The 25,059-nt window shown below is 47.1% G+C and carries 22 protein-coding genes; 18 read left to right on the forward strand and 4 right to left on the reverse strand.

All coding sequences use genetic code 11. The features are described from left to right. Window positions 1–777: 777 nt before the first annotated feature. Entirely contained in the window at window positions 778–1,620 is an 843-nt protein-coding gene (locus V6669_RS05570) for a 1,4-dihydroxy-6-naphthoate synthase (RefSeq protein ID WP_036672450.1), read from the reverse strand. Continuing rightward, window positions 1,617–2,522 (reverse strand): futalosine hydrolase, encoded by a 906-nt coding sequence (locus V6669_RS05575; RefSeq protein ID WP_338591558.1) that lies wholly within the window; start codon window positions 2,520–2,522, stop codon window positions 1,617–1,619. The genes V6669_RS05570 and V6669_RS05575 overlap by 4 nt, the downstream gene beginning before the upstream one ends. Before the next feature lie 1,270 nt (window positions 2,523–3,792). Here V6669_RS05575 and V6669_RS05580 point away from each other — a divergent pair. The 11 genes from V6669_RS05580 (at window position 3,793) to V6669_RS05630 (ending at window position 15,707) form a co-directional block, all read left to right on the forward strand. Beyond that, window positions 3,793–4,182, forward strand: a complete 390-nt coding sequence (locus V6669_RS05580) for a GntR family transcriptional regulator (RefSeq protein ID WP_091034217.1) — start codon at window positions 3,793–3,795, stop codon at window positions 4,180–4,182. Then, window positions 4,175–5,077 carry an ABC transporter ATP-binding protein gene (locus tag V6669_RS05585; RefSeq protein WP_091034215.1) on the forward strand — a complete coding sequence of 301 codons (903 nt, stop codon included), beginning with the start codon at window positions 4,175–4,177 and terminating at the stop codon, window positions 5,075–5,077. The genes V6669_RS05580 and V6669_RS05585 overlap by 8 nt, the downstream gene beginning before the upstream one ends. Then, the gene (locus V6669_RS05590) at window positions 5,052–7,079 is read left to right on the forward strand and encodes a hypothetical protein (RefSeq protein WP_338591563.1); all 2,028 of its coding nucleotides are present in this window, start codon (window positions 5,052–5,054) and stop codon (window positions 7,077–7,079) included. Before V6669_RS05585 ends, V6669_RS05590 begins: the two co-directional genes overlap by 26 nt. Window positions 7,080–7,590: 511 nt before the next feature. After that, window positions 7,591–8,472 (forward strand): hypothetical protein, encoded by an 882-nt coding sequence (locus tag V6669_RS05595; RefSeq protein WP_338591565.1) that lies wholly within the window; start codon window positions 7,591–7,593, stop codon window positions 8,470–8,472. An 80-nt stretch (window positions 8,473–8,552) separates the two neighbouring features. Beyond that, complete coding sequence (locus tag V6669_RS05600; RefSeq protein ID WP_338591567.1) at window positions 8,553–9,578, forward strand: alpha/beta hydrolase; 1,026 nt, start codon at window positions 8,553–8,555, stop codon at window positions 9,576–9,578. A gap of 52 nt (window positions 9,579–9,630) precedes the next feature. Beyond that, entirely contained in the window at window positions 9,631–10,167 is a 537-nt protein-coding gene (gene nikR / locus V6669_RS05605; RefSeq protein WP_289391353.1) for a nickel-responsive transcriptional regulator NikR, read from the forward strand. A gap of 285 nt (window positions 10,168–10,452) precedes the next feature. After that, window positions 10,453–12,111 (forward strand): ABC transporter substrate-binding protein, encoded by a 1,659-nt coding sequence (locus tag V6669_RS05610; RefSeq protein WP_338591573.1) that lies wholly within the window; start codon window positions 10,453–10,455, stop codon window positions 12,109–12,111. Between the two features lie 42 nt (window positions 12,112–12,153). Continuing rightward, window positions 12,154–13,149: an ABC transporter permease gene (locus V6669_RS05615; protein ID WP_338591575.1), complete on the forward strand. Its 996-nt coding sequence runs from the start codon at window positions 12,154–12,156 to the stop codon at window positions 13,147–13,149. Next, complete coding sequence (locus V6669_RS05620; protein ID WP_338591577.1) at window positions 13,146–14,153, forward strand: ABC transporter permease; 1,008 nt, start codon at window positions 13,146–13,148, stop codon at window positions 14,151–14,153. Before V6669_RS05615 ends, V6669_RS05620 begins: the two co-directional genes overlap by 4 nt. A gap of 2 nt (window positions 14,154–14,155) precedes the next feature. Then, a complete protein-coding gene (locus tag V6669_RS05625) occupies window positions 14,156–15,112 on the forward strand; it encodes an ABC transporter ATP-binding protein (RefSeq protein ID WP_338591580.1) in 957 nt (318 codons plus the stop codon). After that, a complete protein-coding gene (locus tag V6669_RS05630) occupies window positions 15,102–15,707 on the forward strand; it encodes an ATP-binding cassette domain-containing protein (RefSeq protein ID WP_338591582.1) in 606 nt (201 codons plus the stop codon). Before V6669_RS05625 ends, V6669_RS05630 begins: the two co-directional genes overlap by 11 nt. Window positions 15,708–15,898: 191 nt before the next feature. Here V6669_RS05630 and V6669_RS05635 read toward each other — a convergent pair whose 3' ends face one another. Continuing rightward, window positions 15,899–17,089, reverse strand: coding sequence for a MalY/PatB family protein (locus tag V6669_RS05635; protein ID WP_338591584.1), 1,191 nt, complete (start codon window positions 17,087–17,089; stop codon window positions 15,899–15,901). A gap of 410 nt (window positions 17,090–17,499) precedes the next feature. Between V6669_RS05635 and V6669_RS05640 the strand changes: the two genes are divergently transcribed. Beyond that, the gene (locus V6669_RS05640) at window positions 17,500–18,192 is read left to right on the forward strand and encodes a stalk domain-containing protein (RefSeq protein ID WP_338591586.1); all 693 of its coding nucleotides are present in this window, start codon (window positions 17,500–17,502) and stop codon (window positions 18,190–18,192) included. 142 nt (window positions 18,193–18,334) lie between these two features. On the opposite strand, the gene V6669_RS05645 is transcribed toward V6669_RS05640, so the two are convergent. Then, window positions 18,335–20,350, reverse strand: coding sequence for a S9 family peptidase (locus V6669_RS05645; RefSeq protein ID WP_338591589.1), 2,016 nt, complete (start codon window positions 20,348–20,350; stop codon window positions 18,335–18,337). Between the two features lie 505 nt (window positions 20,351–20,855). Here V6669_RS05645 and V6669_RS05650 point away from each other — a divergent pair. The 6 genes from V6669_RS05650 (at window position 20,856) to V6669_RS05675 (ending at window position 25,047) form a co-directional block, all read left to right on the forward strand. Continuing rightward, window positions 20,856–21,413, forward strand: a complete 558-nt coding sequence (locus V6669_RS05650) for an STM3941 family protein (protein ID WP_338591591.1) — start codon at window positions 20,856–20,858, stop codon at window positions 21,411–21,413. 43 nt (window positions 21,414–21,456) lie between these two features. Beyond that, window positions 21,457–22,323 carry an aldo/keto reductase gene (locus V6669_RS05655; protein WP_338591594.1) on the forward strand — a complete coding sequence of 289 codons (867 nt, stop codon included), beginning with the start codon at window positions 21,457–21,459 and terminating at the stop codon, window positions 22,321–22,323. 224 nt (window positions 22,324–22,547) lie between these two features. Further along, window positions 22,548–22,934 (forward strand): GntR family transcriptional regulator, encoded by a 387-nt coding sequence (locus tag V6669_RS05660; protein ID WP_036606428.1) that lies wholly within the window; start codon window positions 22,548–22,550, stop codon window positions 22,932–22,934. After that, a complete protein-coding gene (locus V6669_RS05665) occupies window positions 22,927–23,625 on the forward strand; it encodes an ABC transporter ATP-binding protein (RefSeq protein ID WP_338591598.1) in 699 nt (232 codons plus the stop codon). Before V6669_RS05660 ends, V6669_RS05665 begins: the two co-directional genes overlap by 8 nt. Continuing rightward, window positions 23,622–24,362 (forward strand): hypothetical protein, encoded by a 741-nt coding sequence (locus tag V6669_RS05670; RefSeq protein WP_338591601.1) that lies wholly within the window; start codon window positions 23,622–23,624, stop codon window positions 24,360–24,362. The genes V6669_RS05665 and V6669_RS05670 overlap by 4 nt, the downstream gene beginning before the upstream one ends. A 181-nt stretch (window positions 24,363–24,543) precedes the next feature. Continuing rightward, a complete protein-coding gene (locus V6669_RS05675; RefSeq protein WP_091034173.1) occupies window positions 24,544–25,047 on the forward strand; it encodes a hypothetical protein in 504 nt (167 codons plus the stop codon). Window positions 25,048–25,059: the final 12 nt, after the last annotated feature.

Below are 25,059 nucleotides of genomic sequence, written 5' to 3' on the forward strand. Positions count from 1 at the left end.
GTTGAGCTGCATGGGGTTCTTTCTGCTTCAATCTTGGGTTGAGCAGAGTGATAGATATGAGTATAAATATGAAGTTGAACATAGAGTGAAAAAAGAGCTGTCCCATCGTCATAAGTCTGACGTTAGGGGACAGCTCTTTCTATTTTGTGTGTCATGTGTAGACCAACATGGTTAGTGAGGCCACTAGTTTGCAGCAAGTATCTTGTTGCAAGTATCTCGCCTAGTTAAAAATTAGACTCTAAAACCCCAAACCCCAAACCCGAAACCCGAAACCCGAAACCCGAAACCCGAAACCCGAAACCCGGTAAGGCTTGTACAATCTTGCTGGAAAGTAGTGATTCAGCGAAATAGGTGCGGGGGAGTTTAAGGATAGACTCCGATTCGTAAGCCTTCTAAGCTTCTGAATACAACCTCTATTAACCCGAAGTAACCAAGCTCTTACAAAACAAGACGCAAGGACACCGCCATCACCCTGGCTAGCTAAGAAGTTTGTGTCCACGAATGAACCCCGAATAGACTTCTACGAAGCTTGCTCCTCAGAACGCTTTGGGACGGACTCAAACGAACCGAGCACACGCTATTTGCTGGAAATCCGCACATATCAATTTCTTACGAATCGTAGGATCGTTATTGTGCGAAATTATGCGAGTTTGTTGACGATAGGAACGAATTCTAGCCGAATACGGTGTCTGAGATTCGTTAGAATTCTCATACCACGTTATTCGGCTAAATAAGATGTGCTGTGTTCTTAAGATATAAAGCGTACAGATATAGATGTTAGATTCGCAACAGATCAAGGTCGAACTCGGGAACGAGTCCTTCTTTCATGGCACGGCCAAGCAGTGCAGTGATTGCACCGTAACCATCATCACCCAGGTTGGCGCTGAACTCATTAACATACAGTCCGATATGCTGTGCAGCTACGTCAGGGTCCATTTCTTGGGCATGTTCCATAACGTATGCTCTCGACTCATCCGGGTGCGCCCATGCATATTCAACGGAGGCGCGTGCCCATCCGGCGAGGGCATGAGCGTCCATGTTGCGACGTGCGATGATCGCTCCAAGCGGGATCGGAAGGCCGGTGTCGCTTTCCCACCAGTTCCCGAGATCCGTCATCAGTTTGAGATCATAGTTCTGGTACGTGAAACGTGCTTCATGGATGACAAGTCCGGCATCAATCTTGCCGTCTCGCACAGCAGGCATGATCTGGTCGAATGGCATGACCACAATCTCGCCTACACCGCCCGGAACATTTTGCGCTGCCCACAGACGGAATAATAGATATGCTGTCGAGCGTTCACTTGGCACAGCAACTCGTCGTCCAGACAGATAGGCTGGATCGGTCGTGCCATTTGCGGTCAGAACAAGTGGACCGCATCCTCTGCCGAGTGCGCCTCCAGCAGGAAGCAGAGCATAGTCAGATAACACGTATGGCAGTGCTGCATAAGATATTTTCATCACTTCAGGTGTATCGGGTCCATCCGGATTTGCCGCCAGACCATTGGTAATATCAATATCAGCATAACGGACATCCAGCTCAGGTGCGCCCGGGATCAAACCGTGCACCCATGCGTGAAAGATAAATGTATCATTTGGACAAGGGGAAAATGCAATTTTCATGATGTAATAACCTCCCGTAAAATGGAACTTGCAGCCTGTAGCGCATCGAGGGCATCCTTGATGCGCCAAGCGTCGCGGTCGCGTGGACCGACCGCGTTGGATATGGCCCGTAGTTCGAGTGCTGGCACGCCGAACTGCTGGGCAGCTGTTGCCACGCCGAAGCCTTCCATACCTTCGGCGGCGGCATCCGGCACGCGGCGCAATAGCTCCGCGGCCGTCTCCGCTGTTCCGGTCGCCGTGGACACGGTGACCGCAGTGCCTCCGCTGACGGCGAGCCCAGCCTGCTGCAGCTCATGGCGCAGGCGAGAGGCAAGCTCCGCGTCCGCCGCCACAATGGACGAGCCGAATCCGAGCTCGTCCACACTAAGGAAGCCGTCTGGCGTCTGCGAGCCCAGATCGGCAGCAACCATGGCGTCGGCTACCACGAGGGAGCCGACGTCTGCCCGGCCGGGGAACCCGCCGCCGATGCCGGCACTGATCACCAGCATGTAGGCTGGTGAATATCCGGCTCCGGCAAGGGGCCCCGGCCTTGAAGATGTGGCAGATGCCTGTGCCACATCGGATGGGCTTGGCGCAGTAGAACCCTGCGCCAACGCCCTAGTGCTTGCAGCCGCTACGGCATATGCCAATGTAGCGGCTGTTCCTGCTGCGGCCGAGGCTGGGCCAACGCCCGCTGCGATGACGTCAAATCGTTCCGCGCCCGTGTCTCCCAAACCACGGAGGACCGCATCTTTTTCCGCATCAACCGCGGTTACAATTAACACACGTTGTGATGAATTTGCTTGTACCGGACTTATATCTGAAGTGTTTATTTCCCCAGTTGAATCCCCGTGGTGTCCATTATTTTCGAATGATGCGTTGGGTTCATTATTCTGCTCTTTATCCTGTCTATGTTCATTCATCTCGGATTCTCCTTGTGAGGTATTCGAAGCGTAACCTATGCCTCCATAATATCTTTCTTACAGCAAGCTTTTAACTACACTTCTTAGGGTTATTACTGCCTTCTATATTTCCGTGTACATGTATAGTTCAACTTATATAAATGGAATTCGGACATAGTTTTGTCCACTAGAAAAGGACATTTATCTTCATTTTGTCTTTCAAAGAGTGGACACTTTTTCTAAAAAGGTACTATACCCATCCTTTAAAATAACACACTACATATAGATTTTTTCGGACGTAAAATTACAAATGATCTATATGTAGAAATCAAACTCCAGAGTGCTTTCTCATGTCTGTGTCCACCCTTTGAAAGACATATCTACAATATGTATGCTCAGTGCGGACAGCACGAGTTGGCGCTCCAAAAAGTCAGATAAACGATTGAAAAGGCTGGAGTCTGCCCCGACTCAATCAACGCTAATCATATATCGATTTTCGGATTTTAAACCAACAAACCAAATAAATAACTGGCCGACTCTACACCCGATCCCTACATAGTAGCTCATTTGTGTAAACTCATTTGTGCAAACCCGAACTTAAAGCAAGTACATAGTCTCGCTAACTCTAATTTAGCTACCTGCTGAACAGCCAACTACTGTGTAGACATTAGATCTATAACTGTGTAGACATTAGATCTATAACGCAACACAACATATCTAACGCATAACTGACCTAACAATCAAGCAGATTAAATGCGCACAAAAAAAGTAACCAAGATACAGTGATTATTGAACAATACTTCATCTCCATCATAACGGAAGGGGAAAGACCTGAACAACCTTTACATGTAATTCTGTCAAAGCGGTAAAGCAAAGGTTTTGGGTAGCTGACCGCATCACTTCTTCAAGTAGCGACATCTAGTCACATCTAGCCACATCGCTTCAGATAGCCGTTTTGCCTCATCTCATGTGAACGCCACCATGATCGTGCCGCGTCCTAAGCCGGAATGAACCTGCTTTCCAAAATTATATATGTCAAATAAACCATATAACCTCTCTTTATTAACGTACTCCCAATAAAACAAGAAGTCAAAGTCAACGGTTGACAATTCGATTTAACTGTATTAATAATAGTAGTACAGTTAATACACCTAAGAGTTGAATAGTACGGCACTACAGCTGTACAGCTTAGGTAACGCCTTTTTACACCTAGATATTTGCACATACACCTCAGATACAGTCATTTAAAACCGATAGGTTATTTCACACATGTACAGAAAGGAGGTGCGGGATGTTCGAATTAGATGTACGCAGCCGTAAGGCGATCTACGAGCAACTAGTGGACAAAGTCAAAGAAATGATCGTATACGGTATTCTAAAGCCCGACGAGCAGCTTCCTTCCGTTCGTGCGTTATCCACGCAGCTGACCGTAAATCCAAATACGATTCAGAAAGCGTATCGCGAGCTTGAACGTGAAGGTTACATTTATTCTTTGAAGGGAAAAGGGAGCTTCGTATCATCGTCTGTGGAACATCCGAATGAAGCCATGAGAGATGAGATCAGAGAGTCTCTGGTGAAGTTGATTGCAGAAGCTTCGTATTCCGGTTTGACCAAAGCGGATATGACGCTTTTGTTTGAGGAAGCGATGGCCCGTATAGAGAAGGAGGAGCCTCATGATTGAGCTGAATCAAGTCGTCAAAGCGTTTGAACAGGAAAAGGCAGTGGATGGCGTAACGATGAACATACATAAGGGGTCGATCTATGGTTTGCTCGGTTCCAACGGGGCAGGCAAGACTTCGCTGCTCAAAATGATGGCTGGCATTTACCGTCAGGACAGCGGGACTGTTCGTATCGAGGGTACTGAGATTTATGAAAATATGGATCTCAAAGGCCGCACAATTTTTATGGCCGATTCGCCGTACTTTTTTCCGCAATCTTCAATAACTCAAATGGCTGCATTTTATCGTTCTGTCTACCCGCGCTGGAATGAGGAGCGGTTCAAGCAACTGGCCACCGTATTCAAACTGGATGTAAAACGCAAGCTGCATCGTATGTCCAAAGGCATGCGCCGTCAGGCAGCCGTATGGCTGGGACTTAGCTGTATGCCTGAAGTGCTGCTGATGGATGAGCCGATTGACGGCCTCGACCCGGTCATGCGCCAGCAGATCAAAAACTTGCTGTTCCAGGAAGCAGCTGAGCGTCAAGTAACTATTGTTATCTCGTCTCACAATTTACGTGAGATCGAAGATCTGTGTGACCATGTGGCGATTATGCACAAAGGCCGAATTATTGTAGAGAAGGATCTTGATGATCTGAAGGCCGATACGCATAAAATCCAGGTCGCTTTCCGCCACCCGGACCATGCGAAAGCCATGGATGAGCAGATTGATATTTTGCATGAAGAGAAACGGGGAAGTGTATCCCTGTACATTGTCAAAGGCAACCGACAACAGGTAACCGATCAATTCCGTATACATGACCCGTATCTGCTGGATGTACTGCCTTTGACGCTCGAAGAAATCTTTATTTACGAAATGGAGGACGCAGGGTATGATATTCAACCGATTGTTCTGTAACCGGGGCATCCTGATCCAAAATTTCAGACAGCATGGATGGATAGGCATTTTATATCTCATCACATTGTTGTTCTCACTTCCGCTATATATCGCTACCGAGTACAGGGACGTGCCACAACAGATTACAAGTTTGTTTCAGGCCAATGGTGAAGTGCAGATTTTGTTCGCCATCACACTCCCCGTAGCGGCTGGAATCTTTCTGTTTCGGTATATTCAGTCCGGTGCACCTTCTGATCTGTTCCATAGTTTGCCGTTACGTCGTAAACATCTATTAACGGTTAACTTGTTGACTGGATATGCCATGATTTTGCTTCCGATCTGGATTACAACTGCAATTACCGGCTGGGTATGGGCAGTACTGGATCAACCTGCTTTTCTGTTCAATGGCAGCACGATCTGGATGTGGGGCTTGAGCATGAGCATATACTCGCTATTTATGTTCATGCTTACTGTGGCGGTCGGCATGTGCATCGGGCAGTCTGTGTTGCAGGGGCTTACCGTATACGCGCTCCTCTTGTTACCTGTTGTCGTATGGTTCATTATGTCACTTCATCTCCAGCATTATTTGCTTGGATATCCGTACGATGAATTGGGACGTAATGCGGAAGAAATGTCACTTGTTCTTCGCATGGCTTCAATCAGTTATGCTCCTATCACTAATGGAGAACTTATAATCTATTCGATATTCGCAATCCTGTTTATTCCTCTGACTTATGTGCTCTATGCGAGAAGACAGGTTGAATCTGCTACGCAAGCAGTTACATTTACTCTTGTGAAACCTATATTCCGATTTGGTTTAATGTTTACGTTGGTTCTGATTGGCGGAGCTTACTTCACGATTATTGCTCCAAGAGGATCAGCTGGATGGGGAATCTTCGGATATGTTCTTGGTGGAATTGTAGGTTATATCGTTGCCGAGATGATTATTCGCAAAACATGGCTGATCTGGAGCAGCAGGCTGCTGCCCAAGCTGATTTTATATGGTATTGTCGCTGGTTTGATATTGTACATCCCTATTGCCGGCTGGAATGGATACGCTGCGCGAGTGCCTGAACTGAACAAAGTGAACAGCATCAAGCTTGGTGGGGAGCGTTATATCTATAGTAACGGTGTCAATCAGAAGATGGACGATGCTCACCTCTATTCTAATGATCCGGAATACATGGGGGCAGTTATCGCTCTTCATCAAAAAATTGTGGATTCCGATCTTCCTATACTGAATGATCCAATCAATCCAGGTATGCGTGATGATGAGTATGTATTTATTAACTACAAGCTGGATAACGGCAAGGTGATGAAACGTAAATACTATATTCCAGAAGCCGAATTCCATCAGGAATTAATGGCTCTGAAACAGTCCCAGGATTACAAAAGAGTCGCCTTTGAAACGTATAAGCTGGAAGAGGATGCATTAAGTTTTGGCATTCGCTCTTCCACTAGTTCATACCGAAAGGTGTACATTAGCAATCCGGAGCAAGTCCGTGAATTCAAGGAACTCTTGAAACAGGACATTTTGGACCAGACCTATGAAGAACAGCGCTCGCCGTGGCAGTCGTTTGCTTACGCGGAGATGAATCAGGATTCTACTTCGAAAGATCCATCTCAACCGAGGGAGATGTGGAACTTTGAGATCAAACCTAGCTATGATCGGGTATTGGCTTGGCTGAAGGAGAACAAATTATACGATCAGTTGCTTGTCCAAGCAGACGAGATTATCTCCGCACAGTTTGCGAAGCAGGAGATCAACAGTCCGGGTTTTCTTCAGTGGGCGAATCCGCAGCCAGAATATATCGATGGGAGTCTAAGCATCAAGAAGCAGGTCGCAACCCAAAACAAAGAAATCATTAGCGATTTGCTCAAACGTCAACGGTCTGGTTATAAAACAGAGAAAGATACCATCTACCAGATCAAGTTGAATGTAACTCGTGGCGAGAACATCTACATGATGCTGAAAGAAGAGGATCTGACCGAGGAAATGAACGCTATTTTGGTCAATCAATAAGCTGAACTGTATCAGTTGTTAACTATAAGCGGGAGGGGTTCTCCCGTTGATCGAAAGTTTTACTCAACCAGTGAAACCAGATTTACTTGACCAGACACAGTGAATGGAATATATTAGAAAAAGGAAGGTTCGAGCGACTCGTTCAATCGAATCTCATATGGAACGGCTTATGAGGGAAGCACCCGTAAGAGCAGGCAAATGCCTGACTTGCGGGTGCTTTTTTGTCGTTCGCTGATTTCGTTGGCTATTCTGCTAAATATTTTAGAAGAAAGGGTGTTAGAGACGCATGCAAACAGAAACGTGGAAGGAAACGATAAATGAACAGGAGGCAATGGAGTGTTGTTCTTCCCTATTGGAACGAACAAACTCACATAACTTCATAGAACATGACGGCCTATTGGAAGAAAAAAAGGGGCGACAGCATATCGAAGATATAGCTACAGAAGATATAGCTTTAATGGAGACGAGTGACATACTATTCCCTTCTCCAATAGCAGGTAGCCATAGTCACATGATGGAACAAAGTAACGTTCGGCGTCGTCAATTGCCATCGTTGACTCATCTTATTTTCGGATCACGCCTGCTCATAGGGCTTGTGATTCTGTTCAGCGCAGGCACGATTTATTTTGCTTCTTCAGTGGAGGCTGCGGGCATAGATCTTGGCGTAACCGCGCAAAAAGCATGGGATTCCGTTTTGAACAAAGCCGACGCACAAACCAAGTTAACGTTGAAGCAAGCATACGAGAAAGTGGGGAACTGGAAGGCTCAAGAGCAGGTTTGGGAACAAAAAATAAAGACACTTCATGCCGCCAATACCGCAGAATTGGAGCGATTACGTGTAGAAATAAGACAAACCGATGATGCGAAGGTCGCAGCTCTAGCTGAAAAGGTAAAGCAAACCCAAGCCCGATATGAACCACTATTCGCCCTCTATAGTTCGGTCAATAGACAGTTGGATGCAGCCAAGGCCATCAAAAATAAGGAATGGAGTGCAGCAATCCGCACTCAGGCAGAGACGTTGAGACCCGTTGTGAAGCTTGCCAGAGAAGACATCCGAATCAAGAAAAAGGAACTTGCTGAAGTACGTAAACGGAAGAGCGCTGAAATAAAACGTTTACGAGCTATGGTAGCAGGGGCTGACTCCGCGAAGAAACAGATTCAAACGGCTAAAAAACAGGCGAGTCTGGCTAAAGAACGATATTCCAACGCATTACAACAGTTCAAACAGAGTACAAAGCAAAGCCAAACGTCACGTGTACTCAGCTCATTGAACACATTGGCTTCTGCAGCAGAGAAGTGCGCAGGTACAAAACAAAATATTCATACACTGGAGCAAAAAGTATCCACTACATATGTGAAAGTCAGACAGGAAATCGCCAAGAGACCCAAATAAGAGGAAACCCGGTCCTCTCCGCAACGTACACAACTTTAGATGTAAAGACGCTTCGATGATGATGGAACGAGGTGGAACTATTGCAGTCCAAGTTGGAAACGAAACGTACGGGGGCAAAAGGTTTTAAACGTAAACGTTACTGGATTCCCAGCGTTGTACTAATTTTGATCATAGGTTTTATCGGGATTGGTACACAATGGACACCCAAAATAGCTGTATTTTTATTAAAATCATTAATTGAAACTACTAATCCAGATACGAGCAGCAAGGACCGTATGATCTCGGAAGGCGTAACTCGTGTTGTGGATGTACCCTATGCAGACGAAGGGCGTAATGACAGTACGCTGGATATCTATTATCCTTCCGTAACATCGGAACCTTTGCCTGTTGTGTTGTGGGTTCATGGCGGAGGATGGGTCTTGGGTGACAAAAAGGATATCGCAGATTATGCCGTACAATTAGCCAAGCAGGGTTACGTTGTGGTCAGTATAAATTATGCGCTCGCACCGGATACGAAATATCCCATTCCCGTGATCCAGACGAATCAGGCTTTGACTTACGTGAAGAACCATGTCAGTGAGTATCAGGGTGACCCGGACAACATATTTCTCGCAGGCAATTCAGCAGGTGCCCAGATTGCAAGTCAGACCGCGGCAGTGGTGACGAATCCTTCTCTCGCCAAGCTGATGAATATAACACCAGCCGCCCAGCCGGAAGAGTTGCGTGGGGTTCTTCTATACTGTGGTCCATACAATCTAAGTACGGTAGCCAATACAGGTTTTCCACTCATACGGACATTTCTCTGGTCATATACAGGAGTCAAAACATTCGAAGATTATCCCCGTTTGCATGAAATGTCGACGGTGCTTCAGGCCACAGCAGCGTACCCGCCTGCATTTATTACCTCAGGCAATAATGACCCGTTGACCAGTCAATCGATTGAGCTGGCACAAGTATTGAAGCGCCTTGATGTTGAGGTGGAAACCTTGTTTTTCTCGAACTCGTCAGAGAAACTGGGACATGATTATCAATTTGATCTGGAGAGTGACGCTGGACAACAGGCGATACATTCGGCAGTACGATTCATGCAACAGTATAGTCGATGAGCAGACAAGTCTGTGGTACACTCGAAGCAAATGAGGGCGCAGGAGGAGAAGCATGGCAGATAAAGAAGATTTGACCCGGTTCGGGGTGGCGTTTCCTACACCTCTGATTGAGCAGTTTGACCAGTATATTGAGGAACAGGGATACAAAAACCGATCCGAGGCTTTCCGTGATCTTGTTCGAAAAACATTACTGCAACCTTCTGCATTACAATCCGACCAGGATGTGGCCGGCACCATTGTGATGGTCTACGATCACCATATCAGTGATCTTCCCATTCGTTTGATGGAGCTGCAGCACGAGGCGCATCATGACATCATTTCCAATATGCACGTACACCTGAACCATGACCAATGCCTGGAGGTTATTGCCGTACGAGGGAATCTGGGGCGATTGCGTCATCTGCATCAACAGATCCAGGTGCAAAAAGGGGTATTGTATGCAGAATTGTCAGTGACTTATGTGGATGAACTCAACAAACTGGCTCATGCTCAGAGTCATGATCAGGATGGCAAGCCGGATCAGAGTCTGGATCACAATCACAGTGCGGGTCAGCATGGTCACAACCATCATCATCGCTCTTCGGAGTAAGACAAATACGAGTGTAATTTCTATGAAAGTATAGCAAATCTAAAAAACAGACTATTGGTTAGATGCCAACCGTCTGTTTTTTTTGTTTGTTATAATACCTGACTCTATAGAACGCTACAAATGCTCGGCTATATAACTATTTAATTATTAATTCTGAAATATGAAAAAATATGGATTATGAAGTTAACTTTGTTGACATATGATTTGTATTTTGTGCTACAATTTCTCTAAAAAGTAACACGAAATAAGTGAGTGCAGCACAACTTTAGAGGGGGAACGACCAGAATGGGCAGATTTTCATGGAAATGGGGAAAACGAAAAGTTAGAACAGGATTAGGCATCTTGCTAGTATGTTCCATTGGTTTATCTGGTTGTGCACAGGGCACAGCGCCAACAGCTTCATCAGCAGAGAATGGACAGTCAGGTAGAGCCTTAACCAAAGACGAATTGGTGCTGGCCGTTGGCACCGAGCCGGAAGGTGGGTTTGATCCAACAACCGGATGGGGGCAATATGGGTCACCACTTTTCCAGAGTACCTTGCTGAAGCGGGATGCCAAGTTACAACTGGTTAACGACCTGGCTACGGCATACTCAGTTAGTGAAGATGGGCTGACCTGGACGGTTACACTCCGGAACGATGTAAAATTCTCTGATGGGGAGCCACTTACGGCTGAAGATGTAAAATTTACGTTTGATACGGCTGCTCAGAGTGGATCTGTGATTGATTTGACGAATATGGCTGATGTGAAGGCACCGGATGATAGCACGGTTGTATTCACATTGAAGTCGCCGCAGTCTACATTTATCAGTCTGCTGACGACACTTGGCATTGTACCTGAACACGCCTATGGTGCTGATTATGCGGAACATCCGGTCGGATCAGGGCCGTACAAGCTGGTACAGTGGGACAAAGGACAACAGGCCATCGTGGAAGCCAATGAAGAATATTATGGTAACAAGTCTGCATTCCACAAACTCACCTTCCTCTATCTGGATGAAGATGCGGCCTACGCCGCTGCGCAGGCAGGTACGGTGGATATCGCTGCTATCCCGGCAGCGTTTAGCAAACAACAGGTGAATGGCATGACATTAGAGGCCGTGAAAACCGTAGATAACCGGGGCATCATGTTCCCCATGCAACCTGCTGGTGCCAAGTCGGGAGATGGTCTTCCCGCAGGGAATGATGTGACATCTGATCTGGCGATTCGCCAAGCGGTGAACGTTGTGATTGATCGTGAGGCTTTGGTTGAGGGCGTACTGGAAGGGTACGGTCGTCCAGCGTATTCCGTCAGTGATGATCTGCCTTGGAGCAATGCAGATGCTGTATTTACGGATGCCAATCTCGAAGAAGCAAAGCGCATTCTGGCATCTGGTGGCTGGGTGGATGCGGATGGTGATGGTATCGTTGAGAAAAACGGCGTTAAGGCCGAGTTCAATCTGCTTTATTTTGCAGGTGATTTAACAAGACAATCTCTGGCGTTAGCTACTGCGGATATGGTTGCCCAGGCGGGAATTAAGATCAATGTTGAAGGCAAAAGCCGTGAAGAGACAAAAAAGATGGCTTACTCCAACGCTGTATTATTTGGTTGGGGCAGTCATGATCCTTTGGAAACGTATAACCTCTATAGCAGTACCCACAAGGGAGAAGGATATTACAATGTAGGACTGTACAGTAATCCTGTCGTGGATTCATGGATGGAGAAGGCCCTTCAGGCAACCAGTGAGGAAGAGGCATTGCCTTTCTGGCAGAAAGCGGAATGGGATGGCACAACAGGTTTCAGTTATCAGGGGGATGCACCTTGGGCATGGCTCGTAAATATAGATCATCTGTATCTTGTTAAGAACGGCCTGAACATTGGCGAGCAACAGATCCACCCCCATGGTCACGGCTGGCCGGTGACATCCAATCTGGAGGAATGGTCCTGGGATAACAGCACGAAATAAGAAGCTCAGCGGTAGCTTTAGCCTGAATTGGGGAGAGATTGGATGACGGGCAGGAATGGATGGGCTAGATTTGTTGGTTTTAAATTGTTGCGACTTGTATCTCTGTTGGTTGGGGTCAGTGTGTTGTCTTTTATATTAATGCAATTCTCTCCTGTGGACCCGATCGAAGCTTATATTGGTGGAGACATGATCAGGGTAAGTGCCGAACAGCGCAGTTTAATCGAAGAACGTTGGGGATTGAATGAATCTCCCATGGAACGATTGCTGACTTGGGGACAAGCGCTGATTCAGGGAGATCTGGGAACTTCGATGATCTACAGACAGCCTGTAGCGGATATTATTCAGGAACGGTTCATGAATTCTGTCGCGCTTATGGCTGTAGCTTGGATGTTATCCGGCATCATTGGTTTCACTCTTGGTGTAGTTGCTGCCATGAGACGGGATTCGAAGCTGGATCACCTGATCTGCTGGTATTGTTATACGCTGGCCTCCACGCCGGTATTCTGGATTGCACTATTGCTGCTGATGGTATTTGGGGTGTGGCTCGGATGGCTGCCAGTTGGCCTTGGAGTACCCGCAGGCATGTCGGCTGATCAGGTCACATGGGGAGATCGGGCTATTCATATGATTCTGCCAGCGTTGACCCTCAGTTTGACCGGGGTAGCTTCCATCGCTTTGCATACCCGGCAGAAGCTTACGGATGTGCTGGAGTCAGATTATATTCTGTTTGCAAGAGCGCGGGGTGAGCGTGGATTTCAGCTGTTCCGTCGACATGGGTTCAGACATGTTGTTTTGCCAGCCATCACGCTGCAGTTTGCTTCGTTCAGTGAACTGTTTGGTGGGGCTGTGCTTGCAGAACAGGTATTTTCATATCCCGGGCTGGGTCAGGCAACGGTTCAGGCTGGGTTGCGTGGAGATGTTCCACTGCTGCTTGGACTTGTGATGTGCAGTGCGATTTTTGTGTTTACAGGTAATATGGTTGCCGACATTCTGTATCGTATGATTGACCCGCGGATGAAGGAGGAGCTGATGTCATGAAGCAGACGGTAGAACGCTCCTCTGAGCAGACGACAAAAACATCCCCAGTACAAAAAGTGAAAACGGAGACTCCAGAGGTAAGGTTCAACATTAATCCGGGGTTACTACAAGCTGAGACTGGAAAAGGAACAGGAACAACACGCCAAACGAGAATAGGTTATGCGGGTGCCAGAGACCAAAATTTCCGCAATCCTCGCCAAAGAGCGGTGATCTGGGGAAGCCTTGCGGTGATCTGGATTGCCGTTGTGTGGTTGACGGGCAGACTACTTCCCGCTGGTTCTACCCTAACCTCATTAATGGATCGGAATCTGGCTCCAACCTGGGCGCATCCATTTGGCACAGATTGGCTCGGAAGAGATATGTTCATGCGCACGTTAAAAGGATTGGCAACCAGCATTCAAGTGGGATTACTTGCTGCATGTGGTGGTGGATTGATCGCAATGTTATTGGGTTTGGCTGCCGCTTCAAGCAAGGCTGCTGACCGGGTGATCTCATGGATTATCGACCTGTTCCTGAGTGTGCCACATCTGGTATCGCTGGTTATGCTGGCCTTTGTATTTGGGGGAGGTTTGGCAGGAGTGGCGGCAGCGATTGCGCTGACTCACTGGCCGAATCTGGCCCGGATTGTACGAGCAGAGATGATTCAACTGAAATCCGCAGAATATATTCAGATTTCACATAAGTTAGGTCAATCACGGTTACAAATTGCGGTGCAGCATATGCTGCCACATCTGGTTCCACAACTTTTCGTGGGCGTGCTGCTAATCTTTCCCCATGCGATTCTGCATGAGGCAGCCATTACGTTTCTGGGGCTTGGGTTGTCCCCGCAACAACCGGCAATTGGAATTATTTTATCAGAGTCGATGAGATATTTATCTGCTGGCATGTGGTGGCTCGCCTTTTTCCCGGGACTGGCATTGTTGTTGGTTGTTCGTGCGTTTGATGTATTGGGCAACAGTCTGAAGACAATGACGGGAACAGGTAGTTCAAGGGAGGTGAGGTAAATATGGCTCTTCTTGATATTGAGGGAGTATCGGTGTCATTTCGGCGTGCTCGTGGTTGGTTTGGACACGAACAGACTTACGTTATTCAGAATCTGAATCTTTCCATAAACGAGGGCGAGATCGTGGCTGTTGTAGGTGCAAGTGGATCGGGTAAAAGTGTGCTGGCGCAGGCCATTATGGGCATTCTGCCTGCCAATGCCAAGTTAGAAGGTAGAATTAGCTATGAAGGCAAGCCTTTAACCCCAGAGCGGCAGCTTCATCTGCGTGGAGACGAGCTGATGTTGATTCCACAATCCGTCAGTTATTTGGACCCGTTGATGAAGGTGGGGAGGCAAGTTCAGCCTGTAACCCGAGATGTGGGAAGGAAGCGCAGATTCATGACTCGATCCCACTTGAAAAAGACGGAGCAGGAGCTGACGGATCGTTATCATCTTCCTCAAGGAACAGCCGAGAAATACCCGTTTGAGTTGTCCGGAGGGATGGCAAGGCGGGTGTTGATGGCGACAGCGACCTCAGGCCAGCCGAAGCTGATCATTGCCGATGAGCCGACACCAGGTATTCATCCCGAAGTGTTGGCCGAGACGATGAGGCAATTTCGTGAGCTTGCGAATGATGGCGCAGGCATTCTGTGGATTACCCATGATGTCACGACTGCCCTGACGGCAGCCGATCGCATCGCTGTATTTTATGCGGGTGCCAATGTAGAGACGGCGCTGGTTGATGATTTTACGGGGATTGGAGAACGTCTGCGTCATCCATATACGAAAGCGCTCTGGAATGCGTTGCCGCAGAATGGATTTCAACCACTTCCGGGCTCCCAGCCATTGGCGGGTCAAGAGATTACAGCAGGATGTTCATTTGCTCCCCGGTGTAGCGCAGCAACCGCAGCATGTACCCGCGAACGTCCTCAGCTTCGTAAGATACGAGGCGGAGAGGTGAGGTGTTTCCATGTCACTTGAAGCAAAGAGTATAAGTTACCGTTACGATCAGAAATCGTGGGTATTTCAGCAGATGAATATGCAGGTGCAACAAGGCGAAGTGGTTGGCTTGTGGGGACCAAGTGGCTGTGGGAAAACAAGCCTTGGTCGCATTCTTGCAGGATATGCCGAACCTGTGGCAGGGGAAGTCCTTTTAAATGGGAAACCACTCCCACGTACAGGAGTATGTCCGGTTCAGCTGGTGTTCCAGCACCCGGAGAAGGCCGTGAATCCACGCTGGCGGATGCGCCGCGTGTTGCAAGAGGCGTCTGTGCATAGTGAACAGTTGCTCGAAGCATTGGGTATTCAGCAAACCTGGTTGGACCGTAGGCCGAGTGAATTATCTGGTGGAGAACTGCAACGTTTCTGTGTCGCGCGAGCACTCGGTACAGCGACACGTTATGTGATCGCAGATGAGATGACAACCATGCTGGATGCAATCACGCAGGCACAGATCTGGCATACCGTGATGGAAGTGGCTCGCCAACGTGATCTGGGGCTATTGATCATAAGCCATGATCGGGATTTGTTGGACAGGTTGTGCGACAGAATTACACCGATGCCGATATCGATGTGACTGTAATTTTAATTATGTTCGAATAAATAAAATGATCGAATGCAAAAGGGGTGCCCCTTGTGAAGTCATTGACCATGAATGTTAATCGTGGACTTGACTAAGGGGCACCCCTTTTTTTATATTGACAAATATTCACCATTTAACGAACAGTACACGTTCTGTTCGCAACGTACATTGATGTAACTGACAGCTTATTTGCCCGACAAATTGCTTAGCAACGCAGATAACCTGCGCATCGCCTCTTCAACCGTGGAACGTGGACAGGCTACATTAATACGCATGAACCCTGTACCCTCTGTTCCAAAGAAACTCCCGTCATTGAAAGCAAGCCCTGCTTCATGAAGAAGCATGTTGCATAGTTGTGCATGTGGGATATTCAGCTCCCGGAAATCCATCCATAACAGATAGGTCGCTTCGGGCAGAAGCATTTTAATCTGAGGCACATGTTCCGCAACATATTGCTGTACATACTCCATATTTCCACGGATATAGGCAAGGCACTCATCCAGCCATTCCTCGGCATCATTGTAAGCAGCTTCGGTTGCAACAGCCCCCAATGTGCTGATATTGGCAAGTCCCATCGTTTTTACACCCTGCGCGAACGATTCCCGCAACTTGGCATTGGGGATGATGATGTTGGATGTGCAGAGGCCAGGAATGTTGAACGTTTTGCTTGGAGCCGTGCAGATGATACTTAGATCAGAGACGGCGTCCGAGATCAGGGTCAGTGGTGTATGAGTTCCGCGCTGATGAGCAAGATCGGCATGGATTTCATCTGAAACCATCAGTACGTTGTATTGCAGACACAGTGACGTAAGTCCTTCAAGCTCTTCACGAGTCCATACCCGTCCAACCGGGTTATGAGGACTGCACAGAATCAGCATTTTGACCCGACCGGTCTGCAAGCTGGATTCCAGTTGTTCCAGATCCATCGTGTAATGACCGTTATTCTCTACCAAAGGATTGGTCATCAGTTCACGGCCTTGACCACGCACTACTTCATAGAAGGGCGCATACACCGGAGTTTGGATGACCACTGCATCTCCCGGGTCTGTGAATTGTTGTACAGCAATGCTGAGTGCGGGCACAATACCTGGAGTGAATACGATCCAGTCATCGTTAATCTTCCAGTTGTGGCGCCGTTCCATCCATCCTGCGACAGCCGCATGATACGCCTCAGTGCGTACTGTATAACCAAAAATCCCGTGCTCCATCCGTGTTTTCAGGGCCTGAATAACGGATGGTGGAGCAGCGAAATCCATATCGGCCACCCACATCGGAAGCGCATCAGCAACGCCGAAGATATCCTCAAGTGCATCCCATTTTTCTGATCCGGTAGAGATCCGGTTAATAGACTGATCAAATGTACTGTTATTGTTCATCGTATAAATCCCCCTTGAGTTCCGTTCCTTCGACCACAAATCGACAAACAATTATCTAATACATTGGTTAATTTCGCAACTGTTGTGCGTGTATGATTAGCTTCATATGTATGGTCCGGGATTCAGGACTTTATTCATATAAGAACAACTTAACGAGCCAGAGAAGAGCAGGCATACAACAAAGACTATTTTTGTACGCCCTTGGTCCTGTTTTGTCCATTTATCGTTTACAACCTCTTGTTAGATGCTATTATATTGCTAACATTTGGTGGAACAACGGGCTGTTATCCGAATAAGCTCGTGCCCATACATGATGAGCATAACTACATGAGTCTTTCGCGTACATCGAGCGATCGTCTTGAATCGTATTATGCATAAGGCTGACATTTGAACTCAGGAGGCGTTTAGGGATGAAAAGCAAAAAGTGGTTGATTGCTGCGGGTGTGTTTGGCATGGTGTTAACCGGATCGGCAGGTGTATATGCAGGTACACAACTGGAGACGATCAAAGCTTATCTAAACCATGGGCTCGCCATCGAAGTGAACGGACAGAAATTTACACCGACAGGTGACCAGGGCAAAAAACTTGCGCCAATTACATATCAAGGCAGTACATATCTCCCCGTTCGTTCGATTGCAGATGCGTTGAAGACCGAAGTGAAGTATGATTCCCAGAACAATAAAGTAAGCATCGGTTCCTCAAGCTCCACCGGTGGGTCAACAACCACAGGCAACAGCGGATCAACTTCACCATCCACAGGCACGAACACACAGGCTCAAGGTGTGAAGTCCAAGTATCTGCCAGCAGATTTCCCATTACCGAAGGATGCGAAGGCTACGAGCTTGATTGAGAGTAATGTGGGTGGCAACGATAAAAAAGTAGTCCTCACCTACACAACCAAAGAAACGTTGCTAACCGTTGGAACATCCTACAAAGACTATTACCAGACCAAAAACTTGAGCCAGAACACTCAGGATATCCAGGCAGACGGCTTCAGCATCGTGGGTCGTGAAGATGGCAAATATGCCGTAACGATCACAGGTTCGGTGTCTGCAACCAACAAGGATCTGAATGAAATCACCGTAGTGTGGGGCGAAGAGTAATCTTTCCTTCTATAAAAGGTGAACAGCAAAAGCCGTCCGTTGAAATCATAACAGATTTCATTGGACGGCTTTTAGGGTTTAATCTATATCTGGTCCTATACTCTAAATTAATAGTGTAATTAATAGTCTAAATATTAGTTCGTTACAAGTGCTCGTTAAACCAACCGGCAATATGCTCCAGACGACGTACTCTTAAGTGGGGGTGACCCCCACGAGATAACTCGTGGTTGGCACCTGGGAAACGAACAAGACGAGTGGTCTGTTTGCGTCGTTTCAACGCAATGTACAATTGCTCGGCCTGCTCAATCGGACACCGCAGATCCTGTTCGCCATGTAAAATGAGCAGCGGAGTACTAACGTTGCCGACATAAGCGAGCGGGGAATGTTTCCACAGCTTTTCCGTGTCATCCCACGCGTTACCCCCAATCTGATCTTCTGTGAAGAAATAGCCAATGTCACTGACGCCATAGAAAGATAACCAGTTGGAGATGGAACGTTGGGTAACAGCGGCCTTAAAGCGGTCCGTGTGTCCAACAATCCAGTTGGTCATGAAGCCACCATAACTGCCCCCGGTTACGCCCAATCTGGATTCATCGATAAACTCATATTGGGATAGGGCATAGTCCACGCTCTCCATAAGATCGCGATAATCGCCACCGCCATAATCTCCGCGACAGGCATCTACGAATTGCTGCCCGTATCCGAGCCCTCCGCGTGGATTGATATACACAACAGCGTAGCCTTGTGCGGCGAGAATCTGGAACTCGTGCATAAATGTAAAACCATACATCATGTGCGGGCCGCCATGAATCTCCAGAATGGTCGGGATTTTGACCCCGTCGACCATGCCATGAGGTTTCATGATCCATCCTTGCAGACGCAGGCCATCTGAGGAATTAAACCAGAAGGTTTCCGGTGTACTAAGGTGGATCTCATCCTCAAGCTGTGGATTACTGCGGGTGAGCTGAACCGGTTCTACCCCGGGATCTTCCGGTTGTTCATACATATAGAGATCACCAGGATTTCGTGTATCGGCAACAGCAGCAACGATCTGCCCGTTTTCCAATTCGGCAAATTGATAAATCTCCCGTTCGTCAGGCCATATATAGTCGGCACTGCTGCCGTCTCGTGCGAATTTGGCGATGCGTACACTACCATGGATGGTCGCCAGACAGAAGATTGAAGAACCATCCCTGCTGAATAATGGCCCCGTAGTTGTCAGATGTGATCGCATGTCGCCAACAATGCTGTGATTCAACTGTACGTCCCAATCCGTGCTCAGACATACGAGTTCACCACCTGATACTGGAAGGGTGTACAGCTTCACAAGTGTGGCATTTCCATAGGAACGGTCACTGGCGAGCAGTGCAATGGATTGTCCATCCGGTGCAAAGGCCAGTCGGCTGAACGTATATCCTTCCGGGGTTAACTGCTGCACATCCGATCCGTCTGCTTTGGCAAGGTACACATGATTAGTCAGGGTATAATCATTATGATCCTCGCCTTCTTCAGGCATTTGCGTGATCCATACGATGGATGTTCCATCCGGGGACCAGGCGTAGTCTCCAACGTCATAATGACCTGAAGTTACCGGGGTTGCTTCCGCGTACGCGTCAATCGGCGCGATGGTGAAGAGATGGGAACGTCTTCCTTTCCACAATCCACTGGCATCTGATTTCATTCGAATCCGGTCAACAACATGTTCTTGCAGCAGTTTGGGTTTATCGTTTATAGGATCTGTAGGTTCTAATTCTTCTTGTCCGCTCATATCCACGGATGATTTCACAAGTAAGGTATGACCATCTGGTGACCAGAGCAGGGAACTGACGCCATTTTTCAGGTGACTGATTTGCCGTGCTTCTCCGCCATCTGTTGCAATGATCCACACTTGGGATTTACCATCAACCTCTCGTATAAAAGCAAGCTGAGACCCATCTGGCGACCAGGCAGGGGAATGATCCTTCTCTCCAGAGGTAAAAGGCCTGTCCTTCTGACTTCCCAGATGCAGCAGCCTTAGGTGAGAACAATAACCGTCACGTGCTTCATTCGTTTTCCGGCTTACATATACCAGTTGTCCGCCTTGAGGGGACGGAGTTGGATCATTAACCCATGTAATCTGATAAAGATCTTCCGCTGTTATGCCGCGCTGACTCATCATTGTTTGTCCTCCCACCATGAATTAGAATTGGTTAATTTCCTAACCTTTCCATTTATATTAACGGAAAGCTAGGGGCAGGACAATAAGGGTGACAATGGAGGGGACAGAAATAACCTGAAGAAGCGGAGCGTTCGCCTAAAAGCTTTCTGTAAGAAAGCTGCATCGGAAGCATAGGCTATCCCCGGATTTTCACTTTGAAAAAGTGGAATCGAAAAATCTGGGGATAACAGCGATCGGAAGGTTGTTCTGTCATCGGAGTGGTCAGTGCAAACATTCTTTGTTCAATTCATATAGGTGTGTTAAAAGGATTTGCTCGAAGGATGACGAATCCTAATGTTGAATAAGCGCAGAAATGACGAAAAATGGTCTTAATTTAATGTTTAACATTGGTGAATTTGGTTTAATGTACAATGCAATTCCTGTTCAACATTCAGGTATTTGGTTCATGACCATTCGTTTATATAGAACTTGTATGATTCAGTCGCAATGGAGGAGGAACGTCACGTTGAGCACATCCTATGAGCAGCATGTAGAATATCCAAACCGGAAACGAATGGCGTGGCTTACGGCAGGGGCGGCACTCTTTGTGGCAGCCGGATTTTTTTTGATTTTTGATCGTTCTTCAGTTACGAATGATTCCATCCTTTCGGATGTGATTGGACTTCTATCCATTTTGTTTTTTGGGCTATGTTTCTGCTACAGTTTGGTAAAGATGATTAAGAAGGAACCCTCTTTTGTGATCGATGAGGATGGGTTTGTGGATGCATCTTCTTATACCGCAGGAGGGGCAGTGGCCTGGAGAGACGTTGAGAATATTTTTATGTATGAATTGATGGGACAGAAAATGATCGGGGTCAAATTGCGGGACGAGAAAGCTTTTCTGGATCGCCAGAACGGGATGAAACGCAAATTGATGACGGTCAACAGCAATATGGTCGATGCAACCATCAGCGTTGCCCAAAGTAGCCTCACAATGTCACTGGATCAGTTGTATATCATGATGATGAACCACTGGAGGCATGTGAGTGATAACATGATTTATGATTCGTATAATCGTCGTTAGAGAGGTTACAATGTCCATAAGTCTTCAGAATGGAGGAGTATAGATGATGCATGGTAATCAAACACGCACGATTCTGCTTCCGGATGGAACTGCCCTGCCTGCGATAGGACAAGGCACATGGTACATGGGGGAGAAGCAATCTAGCCAGGAAGAGGAGGTACGGGCACTACGTTCCGGTATTGAACTTGGAATGACCGTGATTGATACAGCGGAGATGTATGCAGAAGGTGGGGCAGAAGTCGTTACGGGAAAGGCCATCTCGGGCCTGCGTGATGACGTTTTTCTCGTATCCAAAGTATATCCCCATCATGCAGATCGCAAGCAGATGATTACCGCTTGTGAGCGTAGTCTCACGCGTCTTGGTACAGATCGTCTGGATCTGTATTTGCTCCACTGGCGGGGAGGAGTACCACTTGAAGAGACGGTTCAGGCATTGGAACAATTGAAGCAATCCGGTAAAATTTTGCGTTGGGGTGTCTCAAACCTGGATACAAGGGATATGCAGGAATTATGGAGTCTGCCGGAGGGGTCTCGGTGCATGGTGAATCAGGTGCTTTACCATGCAGCTTCGCGTGGTATTGAACATGATCTGCTTCCATGGATGCGGAAACGTAACGTTCCTGTAATGGCGTATTGTCCACTGGCACAGGGTGGCAGACTTCGAAGTGAATTGTTGGAGAATCTAGTCATTCAGGAGATTGCACAGGATCGAGGAGTTACGACTTCGCAGATCGCATTAGCCTGGGTGATCAGGGACGGAGATGTGCTGGCGATTCCCAAGGCGGTACAGCTGAATCATGTGGCAGACAATGCAGCAGCAGTGAATATCGTTTTGACACCAGAGGAACGGACCCGTTTGGATGAGGCATTCGCTGCGCCTAAAGGTAAGGTACCTTTAGATATCGTGTAGCTGGTTCTACTTTATCGGATAAGCATATGAATGAGATGACAATACGATTAATGAGTTATGCAGAGCAGATCTTCACGATCTGCTCTTTTTTTGTATGTATTTGGATAACCAAAGCTTACTCATCAACTGAGCGATTATATATTTATAACAAATGGGCTTTACAACACTATTTCACTAGTGTACTATGTAACTAACACACCAGTACAGAGAGGAGCGAGAGCTTTGTGACTATAGAATTTGATAACAACTTACCGATATATCTGCAGATCATGCAGTACATCAAAAGACAGATTGTAACCGGGACACTTCAAGCAGGTGACAAAATTCCTTCGGTTCGTGAACTGGCGGCCGAACTACAGATCAATCCAAATACAGTACAACGGACATTTCAGGAGCTTGAGCGGGAAGAAGTGGTCGAAACCAAACGGGGCTTGGGCAGATATGTGACCAGTGAGGAGCGGAAGATTATGACGATCAAAAAAGAGATGGCCGGTGAATTACTGGAACGTTTTCTGACCGGAATGCAGGAACTGGGGATTGAAGAGCAGGATATCTTATCCATCGTAGCCGATGCCGTTGCGGAAGGAAAGGGAGGAACAACGCATGAGTAACATCCTTGAACTGAACCAGATCAATAAAACATATGGCAATAAGAAAGCGCTCAGTAATATTACTTTGGATATTGCTCCAGGGCGAATCGTAGGTCTGCTGGGTAGCAACGGCAGTGGCAAAAGTACGCTCATGAAGCTGGTTGCAGGTTTGCTGCATCCGAGCAGTGGAACGATTCAAGTCACAGGTAAGCCTGTGGGGCTGGAGACGAAGTCACTGGTTTCATTTATGCCGGATCGTCCATTAACCGAAAAGTGGATGAGAGTGCGGGATGCGATTTCGTACTATCGCGATTTCTATGCTGATTTTGATGAGGAGAAGGCACGGGAGATGCTGGACTTCATGAATCTTGTCGAGAGTGACCGGGTACGGCATCTGTCAAAAGGGATGAATGAACGACTACAACTAACACTGGCACTTTCTCGTAAGGCTCGTCTGTATTTGCTGGATGAACCGATTGGCGGAGTAGATCCGGTTGCGCGTGGCAAGATTCTGGATGCGATCGTCAAATTCTATGATGAAGAGAGCAGTCTGATCATCTCCACACATCTGGTGAATGATATCGAACGGATTTTTGATGAAGTGGTCTTCATTCGTGAAGGTCAACTGGTGATGCGGGAAGAAGTGGAAACGCTCCGTCTGAAATATGGGAAAAGTGTGGATGAGATGTTCAAGGAGGTCTATGCGGAATGATGACATTATTGAAGTATGACTTTAGAAGGAACTGGAATACACTGCTGGCTGGGCTAGTTATTTTGATTATCGCTCAAGTAGGGCTTTCCCTTTTCGTGTCTGAGGTCACAGGGATTGTGCTTGGCATTATGGGTTATGTTGGAGTTGGTGTGGCTATTTATGTGAAAATGATTAAAACATACACGTCCAATATCCGCTCTTATAATCGCCGTCTGTTACCCGTAACGGGTCTATCACATGTGTTGTCTCCTTTGATCTTTGGACTACTTTGCGGGTTGGGGTTAGTCATTATTTTTACGACTCATGCCTACATCTATATTTCAATGAAGCTCAGAATGAACATGGCTAGCAATATTGATCTTTCGGGTCTGCATGTTTCGGATTATATTAGTTTGTTGCTGTTTAGCGCATGGGTTATGGTATTCATGACCGTCATTATCTTCCTTTCGATCTCGATTGCAGGCAGCTTCCGCTGGAAAACGGGACCATGGATCGGAATCGTTGCATTCTTTGTCCTCGTTAATCTGATTGGCTGGTTGGAGAATATTATTACGACTGGACGCTTCAGTCCAAATGAGATGTTCCGGTATACGGAAGAAAGTACAGGTATTGCAATCACAGCCAATGGCGTATTATGGTCGGACGGCATGTGGGTAAGCATTGTATTTGAAGTCATTGTGGCGGTCATCTTGGTGTGGGCTACCATTTATCTGAACAACAAAAAAGTCGAAGTCTGATGACAGGATAACTTGAACGTGATGCGAGCAACCAGGGTTGCTCGTTTTTTTTACATCCAGTGTTAATCCATATTTTGAATCCACTACCATTAATTATACGTATATATAGATATATTGTGTGCTCGATGCGAGATTAGGTTAAACAGAACAAAAGGATATGTAAGGGAAAGGAGCAATCGTTATGGAACTATACTTTAGGGATAACTTTTTTAATGCGGGTTACACCGAGATCATGAATCCAAATCAGGAACAGGCCGGGCATCTCGATTTGAAAAGTGTTTTTGGCTCTTCGCTCGATGTATCGGATAACTCGGGATTGGTTTGCAGTGGCAAATTCCGCATGTTAACCAATCGTTGGGATATCACTGCAGCCGATGGGAGACATCTGGGCGTATTGCGAGCGAGATTTAGTTTCTTCAGCAAAAAGTATGAGTATGATGCAGGATCACGCGGTACGTATGATGTGTCTGCTCCAGCATTTTCGCAGGAATATGATATAAGTGGCAGTGGCGGCCGCATCGTGGCCAGTTTTCGTCGCACCAGCGGCTGGTTTAGTTCTGGGGCATTTGTATTAGACAACCAGTCGGAACAACTGGACACGTATGAATTAATTGCAGTGGTCATGGGCGTGCATGCGATTAACAAAAGGCGGAATTCAGCTGCCAGCAGTGGTGGAGCAACGTAAGTGGATCGAGTA

Source organism: Paenibacillus sp. Y5S-9 (assembly GCF_036894235.1).
Taxonomy (GTDB): Bacteria; Bacillota; Bacilli; order Paenibacillales; family Paenibacillaceae; genus Paenibacillus.

What these genes read in the sequence shown, in the direction of transcription:
- V6669_RS05570 (WP_036672450.1), bottom strand. Translation starts at nt 1,620, where the DNA reads ATGAAAATTGCATTTTCCCCTTGTCCAAATGATACATTTATCTTTCAC.
- V6669_RS05575 (WP_338591558.1), bottom strand. Translation starts at nt 2,522, where the DNA reads ATGAATGAACATAGACAGGATAAAGAGCAGAATAATGAACCCAACGCA.
- V6669_RS05580 (WP_091034217.1), top strand. Translation starts at nt 3,793, where the DNA reads ATGTTCGAATTAGATGTACGCAGCCGTAAGGCGATCTACGAGCAACTA.
- V6669_RS05585 (WP_091034215.1), top strand. Translation starts at nt 4,175, where the DNA reads ATGATTGAGCTGAATCAAGTCGTCAAAGCGTTTGAACAGGAAAAGGCA.
- V6669_RS05590 (WP_338591563.1), top strand. Translation starts at nt 5,052, where the DNA reads ATGATATTCAACCGATTGTTCTGTAACCGGGGCATCCTGATCCAAAAT.
- V6669_RS05595 (WP_338591565.1), top strand. Translation starts at nt 7,591, where the DNA reads ATGATGGAACAAAGTAACGTTCGGCGTCGTCAATTGCCATCGTTGACT.
- nikR (WP_289391353.1), top strand. Translation starts at nt 9,631, where the DNA reads ATGGCAGATAAAGAAGATTTGACCCGGTTCGGGGTGGCGTTTCCTACA.
- V6669_RS05610 (WP_338591573.1), top strand. Translation starts at nt 10,453, where the DNA reads ATGGGCAGATTTTCATGGAAATGGGGAAAACGAAAAGTTAGAACAGGA.
- V6669_RS05615 (WP_338591575.1), top strand. Translation starts at nt 12,154, where the DNA reads ATGACGGGCAGGAATGGATGGGCTAGATTTGTTGGTTTTAAATTGTTG.
- V6669_RS05620 (WP_338591577.1), top strand. Translation starts at nt 13,146, where the DNA reads ATGAAGCAGACGGTAGAACGCTCCTCTGAGCAGACGACAAAAACATCC.
- V6669_RS05625 (WP_338591580.1), top strand. Translation starts at nt 14,156, where the DNA reads ATGGCTCTTCTTGATATTGAGGGAGTATCGGTGTCATTTCGGCGTGCT.
- V6669_RS05630 (WP_338591582.1), top strand. Translation starts at nt 15,102, where the DNA reads ATGTCACTTGAAGCAAAGAGTATAAGTTACCGTTACGATCAGAAATCG.
- V6669_RS05635 (WP_338591584.1), bottom strand. Translation starts at nt 17,089, where the DNA reads ATGAACAATAACAGTACATTTGATCAGTCTATTAACCGGATCTCTACC.
- V6669_RS05640 (WP_338591586.1), top strand. Translation starts at nt 17,500, where the DNA reads ATGAAAAGCAAAAAGTGGTTGATTGCTGCGGGTGTGTTTGGCATGGTG.
- V6669_RS05645 (WP_338591589.1), bottom strand. Translation starts at nt 20,350, where the DNA reads ATGATGAGTCAGCGCGGCATAACAGCGGAAGATCTTTATCAGATTACA.
- V6669_RS05655 (WP_338591594.1), top strand. Translation starts at nt 21,457, where the DNA reads ATGATGCATGGTAATCAAACACGCACGATTCTGCTTCCGGATGGAACT.
- V6669_RS05665 (WP_338591598.1), top strand. Translation starts at nt 22,927, where the DNA reads ATGAGTAACATCCTTGAACTGAACCAGATCAATAAAACATATGGCAAT.
- V6669_RS05670 (WP_338591601.1), top strand. Translation starts at nt 23,622, where the DNA reads ATGATGACATTATTGAAGTATGACTTTAGAAGGAACTGGAATACACTG.
- V6669_RS05675 (WP_091034173.1), top strand. Translation starts at nt 24,544, where the DNA reads ATGGAACTATACTTTAGGGATAACTTTTTTAATGCGGGTTACACCGAG.